Origin of the sequence: Paenibacillus xylanivorans (assembly GCF_001280595.1) — a bacterium.
Taxonomy (GTDB): Bacteria; Bacillota; Bacilli; order Paenibacillales; family Paenibacillaceae; genus Paenibacillus; species Paenibacillus xylanivorans.
On the sequence record NZ_LITU01000069.1, the window covers coordinates 1,117 to 17,123 of the forward strand.

14 protein-coding genes and 3 pseudogenes are annotated in these 16,007 nt (G+C 41.0%); 7 read left to right on the forward strand and 10 right to left on the reverse strand.

Annotation, left to right across the window (positions count from 1 at the left end; translation table 11 throughout):
- Nucleotides 1–151: 151 nt before the first annotated feature.
- A pseudogene (locus AMS66_RS31875) lies at nt 152–367 on the reverse strand (transposase); the annotation flags it as partial.
- 1 nt (nt 368) lies between these two features.
- On the opposite strand from AMS66_RS31875, the gene AMS66_RS32405 reads away from it, so the two are divergent.
- Complete coding sequence (locus tag AMS66_RS32405) at nt 369–716, forward strand: hypothetical protein (protein ID WP_201782203.1); 348 nt, start codon at nt 369–371, stop codon at nt 714–716.
- A gap of 801 nt (nt 717–1,517) precedes the next feature.
- Here the strand turns inward: AMS66_RS32405 and AMS66_RS19730 are convergent.
- Together AMS66_RS19730 and AMS66_RS19735 are read right to left on the reverse strand one after the other, a co-directional pair.
- Nucleotides 1,518–1,715, reverse strand: coding sequence for a hypothetical protein (locus AMS66_RS19730; RefSeq protein ID WP_053782425.1), 198 nt, complete (start codon nt 1,713–1,715; stop codon nt 1,518–1,520).
- A 194-nt stretch (nt 1,716–1,909) separates the two neighbouring features.
- Nucleotides 1,910–2,485 (reverse strand): annotated as a pseudogene (locus AMS66_RS19735) (LysR family transcriptional regulator substrate-binding protein); the annotation flags it as partial.
- A gap of 859 nt (nt 2,486–3,344) precedes the next feature.
- On the opposite strand from AMS66_RS19735, the pseudogene AMS66_RS19740 reads away from it, so the two are divergent.
- A pseudogene (locus tag AMS66_RS19740) lies at nt 3,345–4,800 on the forward strand (IS1182 family transposase).
- Between the two features lie 596 nt (nt 4,801–5,396).
- On the opposite strand, the gene AMS66_RS19745 reads toward AMS66_RS19740, so the two are convergent.
- Nucleotides 5,397–5,978 carry an NAD(P)H-dependent oxidoreductase gene (locus AMS66_RS19745; protein ID WP_053782426.1) on the reverse strand — a complete coding sequence of 194 codons (582 nt, stop codon included), beginning with the start codon at nt 5,976–5,978 and terminating at the stop codon, nt 5,397–5,399.
- Between the two features lie 280 nt (nt 5,979–6,258).
- Between AMS66_RS19745 and AMS66_RS19750 the strand changes: the two genes are divergently transcribed.
- Nucleotides 6,259–7,146, forward strand: coding sequence for an AraC family transcriptional regulator (locus AMS66_RS19750; RefSeq protein WP_236703536.1), 888 nt, complete (start codon nt 6,259–6,261; stop codon nt 7,144–7,146).
- 696 nt (nt 7,147–7,842) lie between these two features.
- Here AMS66_RS19750 and AMS66_RS19755 read toward each other — a convergent pair.
- The 6 genes from AMS66_RS19755 to AMS66_RS19780 form a co-directional block, all read right to left on the reverse strand.
- On the reverse strand, nt 7,843–8,922 hold the full coding sequence (locus tag AMS66_RS19755; protein ID WP_053782427.1) for a DUF418 domain-containing protein: 1,080 nt from the start codon (nt 8,920–8,922) through the stop codon (nt 7,843–7,845).
- On the reverse strand, nt 8,919–9,539 hold the full coding sequence (locus AMS66_RS19760; RefSeq protein ID WP_053782428.1) for a DedA family protein: 621 nt from the start codon (nt 9,537–9,539) through the stop codon (nt 8,919–8,921). The genes AMS66_RS19755 and AMS66_RS19760 overlap by 4 nt, the downstream gene beginning before the upstream one ends.
- 5 nt (nt 9,540–9,544) lie before the next feature.
- On the reverse strand, nt 9,545–10,096 hold the full coding sequence (locus tag AMS66_RS19765) for a CDP-alcohol phosphatidyltransferase family protein (protein ID WP_053782429.1): 552 nt from the start codon (nt 10,094–10,096) through the stop codon (nt 9,545–9,547).
- Nucleotides 10,097–10,144: 48 nt separating this feature from the next.
- Nucleotides 10,145–11,338 (reverse strand): MFS transporter, encoded by a 1,194-nt coding sequence (locus AMS66_RS19770; RefSeq protein WP_053782430.1) that lies wholly within the window; start codon nt 11,336–11,338, stop codon nt 10,145–10,147.
- A gap of 67 nt (nt 11,339–11,405) precedes the next feature.
- Nucleotides 11,406–12,026 carry a GNAT family N-acetyltransferase gene (locus tag AMS66_RS19775; protein ID WP_053782431.1) on the reverse strand — a complete coding sequence of 207 codons (621 nt, stop codon included), beginning with the start codon at nt 12,024–12,026 and terminating at the stop codon, nt 11,406–11,408.
- The gene (locus AMS66_RS19780; protein WP_053782432.1) at nt 12,001–12,813 is read right to left on the reverse strand and encodes a helix-turn-helix domain-containing protein; all 813 of its coding nucleotides are present in this window, start codon (nt 12,811–12,813) and stop codon (nt 12,001–12,003) included. The genes AMS66_RS19775 and AMS66_RS19780 overlap by 26 nt, the downstream gene beginning before the upstream one ends.
- Nucleotides 12,814–12,881: 68 nt before the next feature.
- Here AMS66_RS19780 and AMS66_RS19785 point away from each other — a divergent pair, with 68 nt between their 5' ends.
- The 4 genes from AMS66_RS19785 to AMS66_RS34415 all read left to right on the forward strand — a co-directional run bounded on the left by AMS66_RS19785 (nt 12,882) and on the right by AMS66_RS34415 (nt 15,036).
- On the forward strand, nt 12,882–13,115 hold the full coding sequence (locus AMS66_RS19785) for a hypothetical protein (RefSeq protein WP_053782433.1): 234 nt from the start codon (nt 12,882–12,884) through the stop codon (nt 13,113–13,115).
- A 106-nt stretch (nt 13,116–13,221) separates the two neighbouring features.
- Complete coding sequence (locus AMS66_RS19790; RefSeq protein ID WP_053782434.1) at nt 13,222–13,740, forward strand: GrpB family protein; 519 nt, start codon at nt 13,222–13,224, stop codon at nt 13,738–13,740.
- Nucleotides 13,741–13,906: 166 nt separating this feature from the next.
- Nucleotides 13,907–14,113, forward strand: coding sequence for an ATP-binding cassette domain-containing protein (locus AMS66_RS34750; protein ID WP_082350800.1), 207 nt, complete (start codon nt 13,907–13,909; stop codon nt 14,111–14,113).
- Nucleotides 14,077–15,036 carry an ATP-binding cassette domain-containing protein gene (locus tag AMS66_RS34415; RefSeq protein WP_053782435.1) on the forward strand — a complete coding sequence of 320 codons (960 nt, stop codon included), beginning with the start codon at nt 14,077–14,079 and terminating at the stop codon, nt 15,034–15,036. The genes AMS66_RS34750 and AMS66_RS34415 overlap by 37 nt, the downstream gene beginning before the upstream one ends.
- The last annotated feature ends 971 nt before the right edge of the window (nt 15,037–16,007 follow it).

The window sequence follows — 16,007 nt, forward strand, 5'->3', positions numbered from 1 at the left end:
GCTCGATAACCAGGCGTCTATCTCGCTGGCTAAAGCGGCAGGTTTAACGCTGTTTGGAAAGTGGGATGTGATTTCTCCCGACTCCACTGACTGAGAGTCCGACCCACAATTAAATTCTTTTTTATTCAAGCTCTTGCGATGGAGCGGCGCGTCATGGCCGGATGGCTACGATGAGCAGCCGGGCTTCAGATGAAGCGATGGAGGCTACCCAGTCCTTTGCCAGCCGACGGCAGCGATTGAGCCATGCGACGGTACGCTCCACGACCCAGCGTCGGGCGAGAACGACGAAGCCTTTGGCCCCTTCGCAGCGCTTGACGATTTCCAGTACCAGCCCGTTCATGGCTGCAAGCGCTTTTACAGCTTTGTCCATGCATATTACGATTAAAATACAAAGTAGCAAGAAGAACTGCTACGGTAATTCTTCAGAAAGGATAGAAAATGAACCCTTTTATTTATCTGCGGACTATCAAATTGCTCTGCAAACAGCAGATCGGCGGCAAGAAATCACAGGGGAAATTCAGGGTTTACGTTCGGCAAGGCATCGAGTATTAAAAATGATTGCTGCCGGAAGTGATGGGAATATTATGCCGCCATGTGGGCGGTGTCGAGAATTAATAAGCCGAATACATGATGACAATTTAAAGACTGAAGTAATGGAGGGGAATGAGATAATTGTTACTCTGAAAGAACTGTTGCCACATGATTGGCGTAATTAAACCATATTTAATTTTGTTATCTGATTCTTGTGAAAGAAATAACTGGAGATATAATGTAAGTGATGATTGAACAAGAATATATGAGTACCAGATAAGGAATTAAGAGAGAGATTAACAGCATAGAGTCCATAGCTGAAGTTGGCTGAATCTTGCAATCGTCCCCTGAATTAGGTGGCCCAAACTTAACAGTCCCTTCAGCGCGGGGAGAAAGTCCCAACCAGCGGTGTTAAGGAGCAATATTTACCATTGCAGGAATGGGGATGTATTTCTGGGCAAAGACTAGGAAGAACAAATGGTTATCTATTGAAGAGGAACGATAAAGGAATATTTGTTTTTTACTTATTAAAGCCAGATTAAACTCATCAGTGCTATCCGACTATGTCAGGGTTAATTCGAAAGATCTGAATTTGAATCCCAGCTAGAACTTGAGGAATATCGGTGTGGTCGCATTTAAACAGTAGTCTGATAAAAACTATTCAAGACCGATTTAACAGGAGATTGTTTAAGAACTTGGTGATGTGCTTGTTGTTCTTGACTTAAGCCGCTTTGGTCGCTTTAAAGATAAAGAAGAATAGTCCATGATAAGAGCTGGAGGATCAAGACAGAGATGTACTTTAAATTATTCACTCATAGAATTCTAAAAGAGGGGCAGAAGTATTGGTTTCAATGACCAATATGAACTAAAATCAAAACAAAAACGCATGTTTTGAGGTATGGTCTCCTTGAGACATGCGTTTTCCTTTTACGTTAATTTAATTGATTATTTTTCTTTTTCTTCAATGGGTTTGGCGGCGTGTGCTACTAACCTGAAACAATGATAACTATGAGTACTACAATTAATGCCATACGCAACCCAATCGAATCACCGATTGCACCGATGATAGTCATGGAAGCCAAGAATATGCTGTAAATAAAGGTACTGGTTGTGGATGAGGTCTCATAACCATCTACCATAATTAATGGAATCCTATCGTTGGCAGAACCTTCAGCAAAAATCATACCTAAAATAATTACTCCTAATAGGTACGGTGCGGGGTTCTTTCCAAATGGCTTTCTGTACGCCTTCTACGGTATCGGTCACTATGACATGACATCTACGGCGGCTAGGAACTCATCAAATTGGCGGCGCTGATCGATTTTCTTAGACATTTGCGGGGAAAGAAAACTGACCTACCGATAACAAGTTAAAGTTGTTATGCTTCTTTTTTCTCAGAATTGTTCCTGTAATGCAGATAATCTAAAAATCGCTTAACCGCGAGCGATGCGGATTTTTTATCTTTTATTGCAAGGCCGATCTTACGGTAGGCCGGTACTTCCAGTTCCCTTACCACAATTCGGTAGGGAATACGCTGCGAAATAAGCTCCGGCAAAATGCTGATACCAAAACCACTTTCCACCATCGACATGATGGCATAATCATCCCATGTAGTAAAATGTACCTTTGGTGCAATATTACATCGCTCAAATATTTCCGATATTTCAGCCCTTGGCCTTTTCTAAAAGCATAAATGGGTCTTCGCCTAACGCTTTGACAGGAAATCGTTCACAATCGGCTAGCGGGTGGTTTTCCGGCAGGATCACAAGCAGCTTGTCTTGCTCCAAAAAGACCGTTTCCAGTTCGGGATGTGCGGGAAGCCTAAGAAAACCGCAATCCACGCGCCTTCCAAAATCCAGCTTTCAATTTCCATATAGTCGCCAAGCAAAAGCTCATAGTCAATGTTGGGATATTTTTTTTGAAATGCTTTGATAATATTCGGAATCCAATGGGTAATGTTATCTACTCCGCGACGTGCGTTTTCAACCATGTCTTTATAAATGTTCTCGCCATCTTGGGTTAAGAAGAGGGAATACTGACGTTTATCCTCTCTTGACTGTTTTTTTTGAAGATTACATTCTCGTTCTCAAATCGTTGGATAATTCGGCTCATGTAGCTTCGGTCAGTCCCAAGTTTTTCTCTAACTTCAGTGGACGTACAGCCACTTCTAAGGTGGATTTATTTCTGTTATTATCCGTGCCTCTGTTAATGGTATTTTACCTAGAATATTTGCATAATACCTATTGAATCTACGAATATTCTTAACATATTGAATTGATTCCATACTGATTAGACGGCTTCGAAACTATAACCTTAAAGTTAGAGTTTGCTGAATTAGAAGAAATACGTAAAGCAATAAGATATTGATTCAAGAGATAGCAGAAGAGATCATGCAAAGGAAATATATTATAAAATGGATGAGGTGTGTAATGGGTTGAAAAGGACGTTAGATCGGTCGAAAAAATATACAAACAGTGATTCTAGCCATGGGTTTATTGGTCACATTTCTGGTCACACTTTTTCATTTCTGTACGCCGCGGCGCACTAGAACGTAGAAACATAAAACTCAAGAAAGCCTTGCCTCACAAGGCCTTCCCCCACATTTTTCCTAACGTACAAAACCCCATCTCTCCACTGGCAGCGATGAGGTCAGGGGTTCGATCCCCCTAGGCTCCATACAAAGAAAACCCTTGATATTCGAGGCCACTGAAAAAGTCCTCATTTAGAAAAAGGTACAGTTCTTCAAGAAAATTGAAGAGGCTGTACCTTTTTTTGCGTATAATTGAGTTATCACGAAAAGTAGGTGAGAGCAGATGATTCGACAACAACAAACCTTAGTCCTGAGTCCTTATGCGGCACTGTATGACATCGTCGTTCCGAAGGACAATATGCTCCGTCAAATCAACGAGCTCGTGGACGTTACTTTCATTTATGAAGAACTCGAAGCGAAATATTCTTTGGACAATGGACGTAACGCCATCGATCCTAATTCGCATGTTTAAATACTTACTGCTCAAAGCGATCTTTGAACTGTCTGACGTAGACATCGTTGAACGCTCGAAGTATGACATGTCGTTCAAATACTTTCTCGGTATGGCGCCGGAAGATTCCGTTATTGACTCAAGCTCCCTGACCAAATTCCGCAAATTGCGATTGAAAGATATGGATTTGCTAGACATGCTCATTGGTAAAACAGTGACGCTTGCGATCGAACAGAATATTGTGAAGAGCCATTCCATTATCGTCGATGCTACGCATACAAAAGCGCGCTACAACCAGAAGTCACCGCAAGACATTCTGCAAGACCATGCACGGAAGTTGCGCAAAGCGATATATACCTTGGATGAATCGGCCAAAGCCAACATGCCGGCAAAGAATACAAACAACGAACTCGAAGATGAAATCGAGTATTGCCAGAAGCTTGTCGCTTTCGTCGAAACCGAATCTGGGATCGCACAAGTACCGAAAATTCTAGAGCCTCTAAACCTGCTGAAAGAAACGATCTCAGATGACGTCGAGCAGCTTCGCCTGGCGGCGGATCCCGACGCACGAGTGGGACACAAGAGCGCAGACTCTGCTTTCTTTGGATACAAAACACACCTGGCAATGACCGAGGAACAGATTATTACAGCGGCCGTTATTACAACAGGAGAGAAGAATGATGGCAAACAATTGCAGGAATTAATCGAAAAAAGCAAAGCAGCTGACATGCAGGTGAAGACCGTCATTGGAGACGCAGCTTATTCCGAGAGGGATAATATTGTATACACCCATAAAAATGAGATTGAACTTGTGGCGAAACTGAATCCACTCATTACGCAAGGCAACCGTAAAAAGGAAGAGGAGTTCCTGTTTAACAAGGATGCAGGATTGTACGTGTGTCCAGCTGGACACATGGCCGTCCGCAAGGCTCGGCAAGGCAAGAAAAGTATCGGTAAAAACCAAACAGATACTTATTATTTTGATGTAGAGCGATGTGTGCGTTGTGCACTGAAGGAAGGTTGCTACAGAGAAGGTGCGAAAAGCAAGACGTATTCCGTTTCGATAAAATCTGAAGAACATTCCAAACAAATGGCATTTCAAGAAACAGAATATTTCAAAAAGAAATCCAAAGAGCGTTACAAAATTGAAGCAAAGAACAGTGAACTCAAACATGGACACGGGTATGATATAGCCACATCCTCGGGTTTACTTGGGATGCAATTACAAGGTGCAATGGCCATATTTGCTGTGAATCTAAAGCGAATATTGAAGTTAGCGGATGAATAAATCCGGAAGTCTAGCTTGCTTAGGGTCCAAAAAAAGAAGACATCTATCCCAAAATAGGGATCTGGACATACTTGCAAGGAAAAATGTAAGTTCTTCAGTGGCCTCTGATATTCAAGGTTTTTTGCTTTTTAGTAATCATTAGTTGGTTTCTCGCAAATTGGAGCCGTCGCCCTTGTCAACTTTTTTTTAAAAGCGATTTCATTTTAACTGACTGCCTTCGTGACGTAATGTTCAAACATCTGCCAAAATGATAGATCTTATCACAAAACCTTCCATGAAGGTGTACCAGCATCTCCAGGTTGAAATGGCCGAATGAAGACTCTGAATCGGAAGAACATACTTTCGAGTAAATGGATTCGATTGTTTCCATGGCTGCGACTAGTTTTGACAAATCGTTTTTGATAAATGTTTAATTATGTTATCTAACTCGGAAAATGATTTTAACGCAGCCACCTGGCTATTGCCGTTTCCGAGGTATAAAATAAAGGAGCTTGTCTTAAGTCCAGCTCCTCTAAGATTATATGATAAACACCGGTATTTGCTGTGCAAACAGTGTATATCTTTCATTTATGCAGTAGCACCCATACTGAATATACTCAAGCTAGTTGCGACCCGAGCTGACTCACTTTAGCCAGCCACCCAGCTCGCGCTTTATCCGATGACCCTTTGATTGGACCAATCTCAGTAACACGTACAGGCGATACTCCGCAAAATTTCAATATGTTGCGTTTCATGACATTGTATTCTGCGTTCTTATATGCCAACTTATTGTACCAGAATGGAGTATCAGCAGTGACGATCAAACGCGAGGACTTGCCGGATAAAAGCTTGTCCACTGTAGAAGAATTATCCCGGTATTTGTAAGCAAAGCCAGGGAGAAAGACCCGATCAATAAATCCTTTCAGGATGGCCGGCATTACACCCCACCATGTAGGATAAACGAATACAAGGTGATCCGCCCAGCGGATGAGTTCTTGCGCTTTTAGCAGATCTTCCTCTAATTCCGTTCTTTTACGGTAACCAAACTTTAGGTTTGGGTCAAATTGGATCTTGCTCAAATCAATAGAGCGAACCTGAGCTTTGTTGGCCAAAGCCCCCTTCATATAACTGTCGGACAAGGCCGAACAGAAGCTCTGCGGGTCGGGATGTCCGTTTATAATGAGAATTTTCGATTTCATATCCAGTTCCTCCTGTAGTTATAATTCATTTATTGCTTGCGATATAATATAGTACAAGACTGTAATTAGCATAGAATGAATTGAAAGATAAATGAATAATCAAAAGCGCAATTATCCTGCTTATTCACGCAAAGGGGGAGTAGATAATGAAGAACCCGGGAGTTCCCATCACTGTGGTATATCCGATTATAAAGACCATTGTTCATAAAGGATATGAAATAGAGAAATATTTCAAGTATGTTTCGTTGACCGTAGTTTATTACAGGATACGGAGGCTCGTATTACCGAAGAGGGATTGGAGCGATTGATGATTGCTGCCGCGAATTACACGCAGGACAATTATTTTGGCTTGCACCAAGGACAGATCATAGAGCTTGCCGATATGGGCATTCTCGGTTATGTGCTGCTTCATTCGAAAAACATTGTCGATGCGCTAACCGCTTATCAGAGATACAATGTGATTCTATGCAACGTTTTCAATCTGGATTGGGAAGTGGAGGGGGACGATGTCCTTATTCGATTTTTTTTACAGCTTCCCGGTCAAATATCGCGCCATGTCGTAGAGGAGATGGCGAGTTCGCTGTGTCATTTGATCAACAAGCTTAGCAACCAACACATCCCGTTGCAAGAAATTCGTTTTATACATGATGCGCCGGCGGATTTACGGCCCTATACTGCGGTTTTCGGGAAAATTCCCTGCTTTGGAGGGAAAGATAATGTTCTGCGTATGAGTAAGGATGTGCTGAAATATCCGATTCTGTACTCTGATGCAAGACTGCTGGGAGTATTCGAGAATATTGCACGGGAAACCAAGGATGAGCTGACCCAGGCAAGTAGGTTTTCAGACCGGGTAATTCAGTGGATGAAAGAGTGTGTTCCTTCCTTTTTTTCGACCTTACAGCAAACTGCGGAATATTTCAAAATAAGCATAAGAACACTCCAAAATAAATTGAAGGCCGAGCAAACTTCCTATAATGAGTTATCTGTACGGGTACGCAAGGAATTGGCCATGAGTTATTTGCAAAAAAGAGAGTATTCCATCGGCGATATTGCCTATTTGCTGTATTTTTCGGAGCCAAGCGCATTTCAAAGCGCTTTTAAGAAATGGACGGGTTTAACGCCGGGACAGTATCGAATCAAATTTTCGAAAGAATCAGGCTTTATCTAAGAAAGGAAAGATGATAATGATTGAGAATATAAGCTTATAACATTTATGGTTGAAAATTTAGACAAAACGACAACATTATATAAATAATTATTCGATCCTAAAGAAGTGTATGTCAGCGGAGAAAAGACGCGAACATTTTCAAAAGTAAGGTTTTTCATCAACGGCGGACAGTGGATAGCGGTCATGGAAAATAAGGAAACCGTTAATCGTACCTTCTACAACTCAGAGCGATATCAATGGACATTAATATGTTTTGTTCTGTTCGTAAGTGGATACCAATGGTCGTTGTGATCGTCGAGGCGCATGAGGTGAGAGAAGTTATGTGTTTGTATTACGCTTTTGCTAGAAACATCTATTCGGCCTTTTTCCCTTTATTCTCATCGGTCAGTCAGTGCTACGCAAAGCTGTAGCATTCGGGGAAATTTGCCGCAAGCCAAGGGCTGCCGCATGTAGTGAACCCAAATCTGCACGAAGCTTCTGCTCGATGTGTACATGGGGAATGATGATGTGAGAAGGCAGGATGTACATACGAAGAATCACAACCACGTCAATTGAGACGTGGTTGTCTGCTCTCTTAAGCCAGATTGGTGCAAAAGATAAGCTAAAGCTACTCCTTTTTGTAATAGTCTACCTTCGCTAGCTTTCACTCTTTTTTTATAGTACTGCCATATTACAGAACCCTTTGCTTCTTCCATGTTAGCATAATTTTCTCATAAGCAACTCGATCGGCCCTCTCGTCATCCATTTTCTCCACATATGCGAAAAGATAATGGCCATTAAAAAATATAAGCATCCGTATGCCATTGCAAAAACAAGGCCGCCATTTTCCAAATAGCCTGTTATATTAAGCATCCCCAATCCGATCACCACATGTCCTATATAATGAGATAACGATAACTGCCCGGTACTGATCAGTGCTTGCGTAAGAACGGACTGCTCAAATTTATCGACGACATAAAGACAAATCGCGATCACGGCCATAGCCGAACAAATTCCTGAGAGCACATACAGCATTGTCGGCGGCATCGGTTTCGTCCCAAACAAATAATGTGCCGCTTCATTCCCCAGTCCAGGGGAAGCCCATTTGATCAAGAAGAAGGAAAGGGATTCAAAAACAACCGTTCCTGACAATGAATACAACAGTACCTTCGATCGGTTTTCCTTATTCAGCCAACGTTTTCTGCCAATCCACATGCCGATGAGGAAGAAGCTCAGCCAAGGAAAGATCGGATGGAATCCGTTAAATAACAGATTACGAATGAACCCTTCTATTGTCCAAAAACCCGTATAATCTTTAAAACTCAAGTTCCACCCTTTGGTGTAATCGAACATGACTAAAAACAACTGTGATGCTACCAAGATCATCGAAAACAAACCGAGTATTTTATTATCGGATACGGTGATCAAGACTGCAGCTACAAGCATAAACACCGCATAATAATGCAAAATGTCGGCACTCCAGCCCATTAACAATAAAAGCACGCCAGCTATAAACAGAAAAGCAGCTCTCTTGTACAAGCTGTTCCGGCTTTGACGAATGAGCTCCCCGTTCATTGAGTTACGGGCTTTCGAGGTCATTAATGCCACCCCGATGCCAGCCAACACGACAAACAATGCAGATGCTCTCCCCTCAAACAGACCTGCTATCGATTGTAGCCATCCCGGTCCGCTATGCTCTGCCTGCATTGCAAGCTTATAGTTCACGAGAATCATTCCGAAGATCGCCAATGCTCTCGCAAAATCAAGGGCAGTTATCCTTGTTTTCGATTGACTCATTCCACTTCATCCCCTTTTAGTGTTTTGCGACGTGACGATTGAACCATTCGTTTTACTAGCCAGGCAACAGCTCCAAGCAGTACCAAGATGATTACGATGCTCAAAGAATAACTCTCAATGGTGTGCAACAAATTGTCCCATTGTGAGCCAAATATGTTTCCCAACCCGATGAAGCTAATACACCAGAACAAGGCGCCGCTATAAGCATAGACTGCAAAGGTTCGAAACGAAGAACCCAAAATACCTGTTAAATAACCGGTTATATGACGAACACCGGGAATAAAATAGCCGATGAATACAAGAAAATTACCGCGCCTGTTAAACCATTTTTTCGTTTTATAGAATTTGCCTGGTGTAATGAACACCCATTTGCCAAAACGCTGAATAAAAGGCATTCCCACTTTCAGACCGATAACATATGTCACAGTCATTCCTAATGTCGTTCCGGTAAACGCTAAAAAAAGTGCCGTCCATCCGTTTAACACACCTAGATAAGACAGATACCCCACATACAGCATTGTTATTTCCCCTGGAAAGGGAAGAGCAATGAACTCCAGCAGTAATCCTATGAACAGGACTGCATATCCATATTGCTCAAATAGCGCTTCAATATTCATCAATGTCACATCCTGTAATTCCTTTCTCGAATAGGAAAAACAATAAGCAAGCTCAAAAGCAATACGAATAATGTCGTAAGTATGATTGAATATTTTGCTACAAATAGTGCATACATAGCCAAAAGACTTCCGCCTGCAGCAACAGACATTCTTTTGTTCACTTTACTAGGGAACCTCATATTTTTATGTGTTAGTTGGATTGCGCAGGCGCTAACAAATATACCGATACAAACCCAAACAAAAAATGAATTGGGAGATAGGGCAGTGTTATTCAACATAATTCCGGGAACTGTTCCAAATGTAACTAATTGGCTAAGAGAGTGGATACTTTGCGAGAAAGCTTCTCCCTTGATCGGCTTCGGTCTTAACGCATGTAAGACGACACCTAAACCAAAGCTAAAAAAGGACCATTCACGATGTCCTTGAAAAACTAACAGAATCGAACAGATGCCTGCGAATAAGATAACTAAAGATAACGTGACTGAGATCCGCATTTCTTCAACCAACCCTCTACAAATTTTTATCAGGTTTTGTCTATGATAAAAGATGCTTAGCATATGCAGAGAGGCTCCTCTTCTTGATGTTCCCTTCAGCAGATCAAGGTATTATGAAATGGATTCCCTTGCTTTACTTTTCCACACTACTGACATTACAAAAGCGGCAAACAGCACTACTGCTGCGAAAATATAAGGCAAATTAATATTCACATCAAATAAAATACCGCCTAATGCCGGTCCAATGATAATTCCCAGACTTGTATACATCGAATTCATCCCAGCGACAAATCCTTGCTCTTCCCCTGCCACTTTGGAAAGTAATGTTGTCGCAGCAGGACGAAGTAAATCACAGGCGAAAAATACAATGCTGGAAACGGCCATAATGCTCCAATAACGACTGACAAACACAGAAGCAACAATGAAAATAGCAGCAACGATAATCATGGCATGAATAAGCTTCTTCTCGCCGAACTTATTTACCAGCTTATCAAAGAACATCAATTGAGCTACCACACCCGAGATAGAGCCTACTGTAATAATGACGGCTATATCTTTAGCAGTAAAACCGAATTTCGAATCTACAAAAAGGCTGAACATCATTTCATAGGTAGATAGTCCAAAAGACAATACGAATACAATGATCAGGGGCATCAAATATAAAGGATGAAAAGACTTCTTAATCTCTGATAAAAAGCTTGTTTTTGATTTCCCTTTTCTGTTCTTTATAAGTTGTTCTTTAGATAAAGGTTCTTGCAAAACAAGGAGTGAAATGAAAGCAGCGACCAGGGCGAAGCCTGCTGCGAAAAAGAATGGGGCGCGTATGCCCAATTCGGCTACAAACCCGCCAACGCCAGGACCAATGATGAACCCTAAACTAATCGCAGCAGCTTGATATCCCATGACTTTAGCTCTCTCTTCTAATGAAGTGCTATCCGCGATAAAAGCAGTTACTGCTGGCATAATTAGGGCATCGCCAATTCCTCCTAAAATTCTGGAAAGAAACAGTACCCATACCTCGTTGCCAATGGCAAATAACAGCTCCGAGAAAGAAAAGAGGAATAGACCGAGTACAATCATTTTCTTTCTTCCCATCGTATCTACCCAGATACCGGCAATAGGAGAGACGAGAAGCATGGCAAACGCAAAGGCAGAAATCATGTATCCCATCATTTGGCCGCTTAAACCCATTTCTTTTGCAAGGGATGGCATGATAGGGGCAGCAAGGCCTACCCCTACAAAGGCAATAAATAAGTTGATTAAGATGACAACTAATGATATTTTTTCTTTAGTAAATATACGCATATGCTTTCCCCACCCAACTTTGTATCTTTTTCTTTTTCATAAAATAGCTCCTTTAAAATTTTACTGATCATCTTAATTTTAAAACCATATACTCCCATTTTGATTCATTGAACAAAAGATGCCGCACTAAGCTATTCTTTTGTAAATGAGTCTGGAATGACAGGAGCTCGTATAGATGCTTGGCACGTGGGTTACTACCTACGACGTGTAAGCTCAGCATATCTAGGTGTGGCTCAGTTTGCATAAAATGCTGCGCCCACTGCAATAATAGCTTTCCAACCCCCTTGCTTCGATGGTCCGGATGGACAACAATCTCTGCAATATAACATTCTCCAGCCTGTGGTTTATGATCTAATAAAGATAACCCGATCAGCATTTTTAACAGGTTCCATTTTCCCAATCTATTGAAGTTCTTCCACGAAGGAAGTTTTTGCTTTATGTCAGATTCGGGCTTCCATTTGATGGATATTGTCCCGATAACTTCACCATCTTGCAGGGCGACCATTCTTTGACTTGCCGGTTCGGTGGGAAAATGTTCAAACAGCTTTTCGAAAAAAAGAGCGAGATCGTCATCATTCATGTTCGTCAAGTTTTGAAATTTTCCGCGAAACCCGTGAACAAGCAGGCGGCCGACCTGTAGATTATACTTGGCCTGCATAGGTTCAATTGTTATCGGTGCTGTAGTCATGATTGTTACTCCTTTCGGATTTTGTAGACGATTCGATCAACAATTGCAACTCGTAATGCAACTCGTTCTTGCTAAATAACGATAGATAGGATCTTTCAATGAGGATAAGGGGCCCCGCTATGGTATATGATTGAGCAGCAGCATAGTCGTACAACTGTTCAATCATTTGTTCGAGCTCATCATCTTCATGAATTAGGCTCTGCATGGAAAGGTAATTGCCTCCAGGTAAAGAAAAATCGCCAGGCCCTTGAGTTTCTAGGCATAAGGTAATTGTGCTCGAACCATCATATATATAATGAATGTCCAATTCGAACAAGTTCGGAACGCGCTTCGCTTGTTCAGCCAACAGTTTGGCATCAAGCTTAGAATTTGAACCCATTTCAATCCAACTTGCAAAGTAGGTGGTGTCTCGCTGCTTTATTTGATACTGGTTGGACTGTGAATTAAAGTTTTGCTGTTCATGCAAAACTTTTTTGATGAACTGCTGAAGCTCTTTGAGCCGCAGTAACTCCGCATCCACTTCCCGCAAGGAATGATGAAAAAGCTGTCGATATTGATCCGCAGAATAGGAGGTCATACAATTTTTTATGGACTGAACAGACACTCCCAGCTTGCGAAGCAATAGAATATGTGCTAGCTGGTAGATCTGCTCAATGCCGAACATTCTATACTGATTGTTATCTGTGTATGCGGGCCCAAGAACTCCTTTCTCTTCAAAATAACGAATTTGATGAACAGACACGTTCATAAGATTGGCTAATTCACTAATCGTAATTTCACTCTTCATAAAGTTCACTCCTAAAGCTTGTAATACCTCAACGATACACCTTAGGTCAGACCTAAGGTCAAGTGTTTGTGTTAAAATTATTTGTTAAGATATTTGAAAATGAACAAGGAGCATATGAAATCTATGAAAGCCCTTGGGGACATGCAGGGGATGAAATAGTTCATACAACTCTTAAAGACTTGCTAGAATGGGGGGATTTAACTACAGGTACCGTTGGTGGAAAAGACTTTGTAAAAAGAATGAGCGAAGTAGGTCCAAACATAGATTTGCAATATAGTCGCGACGTTTGTAAAATAAAATAATCATTATGAAAAAGAAAACCAAGGAAAAGTTCAATATTCCTGGCATTGATCTATTGACAGATGCATCTAAACAAAAAAACATTACTTTATAGTGGGAGGCAAAGAAATGAATATCATAGTAGTAGAATATGATCCAAATTGGAAAAACGAATATCTAAAAGAAGAACATGCAATAAAGGAGATTCTTCAAGATGAATTAGTGAACAGTTTTCATGTTGGGAGTACTTCTGTTCCAAATTTAAAAGCAAAACCGATCATTGACATTCTGCTTGTAGTAAACGACATCAATGAATTAGATACTTTCTCTGTACAATTTGAAAATATTGGATATGAGGTTATGGGTGAATTTGGAATTAATGGAAGGAGATACTTCCGTAAGGGTGGAGACAATCGCACTCATCAAATTCATGCTTTCCAGTATGATAATATTCAAGAAATCGAAAGGCATCTATCGTTCAGAGATTATCTTCGCCAAAGTTTGGAAATATGTAAGGAATACGGAGAATTAAAAAGTAAGCTTGCAGACCAATATCCAACTGACATTGATGGCTATGGTGACGGTAAAGATGATTTTGTCAAAAAAATAGAAAAAGAAGCCCTCAAATGGCATTGGACTACTCGCTGAAATCAAACATCATTATTGGGCGCTTTAATTGAATAAAAGGAGGACACATATAGTCAACATATGAGTTCTCCTTTATTCGTGTTGACCTCATAAAAATTGGTCATCAGTAAAAATCAGCAATACATTTTGGCATTTTCCTTATGTGTCCTTTAATTACAAATCTAAAATGGATTTGAACGGAGTAACCTTTCAATTACAGGAAGGCGAACGAGCAGGGTTAATAGAACGTAACGGAAGCGGAAAATCTAAGTTGCTTCGACTAATAGCCGGCTGCGATCATGTTGATGAAGGCGTGTTGACAAGAAGAAAGGATTCACAGACCGGTTGGAGCAGCAAATGTCAAGTACTGAAGCAGCGGAGCATCCGGGAGTAATGGAAAAACTGCTGCTTGCTTATGCACAATTGCAAGAAAGCTTTGAGCTTGGCGGGGGTTATGAAATAGATACAACTATTGATCTAGTAACAAGCGGTCTTCAGATAGAGCGCAGTTATGATGAAAGAAAGTTTGGCAGTTTGTCGGGCGGAGAAAAAACAAGGGCTGTGCTAGCTTCCCAGCTTGTTATGAAGCCTGAGCTGCTCTTGCTCGATGAGCCGACTAATCATCTTGATTTAAAAGGCATAGAATGGCTTGGGAAATTTCTTGAGCGCTATGACGGAACTTGTATGATTGTGTCTCATGTCCGCTATTTCTTTGACCCTGTATGCAATAAAATAATAGAGCTGGAGGATGGCGAAGCACATGTCTATTTCAGCAATTACAGCGGTTATATGAAGGAGAAGGAAGAAAGGGGGTTGCAGCAGTTCGCTCAATACGAAGAGCAGCAAAAGGCTGTAAAGAAGATGAAAAAAACAATTCGCAGACTGGAGGAATGGGGACGAAATGGCGATAACGAAAAGTTTTTCAAAAGAGCCGCTTCGATCGGTAAAGCGCTGGAGAAATTGGAGATCATTAAAAAACCTGCATTAGATCAGAAGCAGGCTAGCTTTATAATTTCTCCGTCAGACCGTTCCGGACGTGCCGTATTGCAGTTTGAGCATTTATCCAAGAGCTTCGGGAACAAGCAGATTTTGCACGAAACCGAAGGAAGATTGCAATATGGAGAAAAGGTTGTGCTCCTTGGAGATAACGGCACTGGAAAAACAACATTGTTTAAGCTGTTTTTGGATGAAATACAGCCTGATACTGGTGTTTTGGAGCTTGGAGCATGGGTGGAGACTGGCTATTTGGCTCAGCAAGAACATACGGGTACATATAATAAGCTGACGTTATTGAAATATTTTTGCATAGAGGGGTAGTACGAGGAAGGGGAAGCTAAGGCCGAAAGGGAAGCTTGCGGGTAAATGAACTAGCCTTTGAGCTGGAATAGAGGGATGTACTTTTGATTCTTGCTCACAGCCGTGCTTCTTTAGTGACAAGCAAATCGCAGATGAAGTTTTTACTATTCGTTGCAAACAACTATGTGAAAAATATCTCTCAGACTTCAAAGAATTTAGTCAGCACCCAGAATGGATAGAGCTTACTGACGAAGTAAGCAGAGAGATTATAAGTAAGCGTCAAACTGAATACACCTATTCATAGCCAAACCAATGGGTCATAATGAATCCATCACACACAGGTTGGTTGCTTCAATTTGTACTCCGTAAATGCGCTGCTTAACATAAAATCCTCCTTCAAGATGCGATTCCTCAAATACATGAAAAGTAATTTATCCACCTATTTCCTGTCCATCGAAACTTTGGATTAATCCTGTTTTCATCGGCACGATCTTGATAGGATTAAGCAGTTCTCTTGTTCTACCTGCCGGCACGTTTTTAAGCGAAGCCGTTGGCAGGAGCAGGACATGAAACGGTATATGAAGACTATGAAAGACCAAATGTCTGTACCAATTAAGCTGATATTCGAAGTGGAATTCACGAAATGCTTTTTCTCAAAAATGTATTTAATTAGCAAATCGAGACATTTGTTAAGGACTCGCATTCTACACCTGAATAAAATTCGATTAAAAAAGTTCTTCTCCAATAGTATCCCTCCATTCGTTGAGACCCGACTTGTTCTGGCCTTTAGGACTACGGAGAATTTCAGCATATTAAAGTTGAATTTTACTTTTTTTAGATGATGTATTATGAATTTGATTCGATTAATGATTGGATATAGATTTCAATCATTTTAATATTTTCTTTCCATAATAAAACAAGCCATTCCGTGTCTGCCTTAGGAATAAAAAATGTTGCAAATCCTTTTATATAAGTTACTAATAAATCATTTA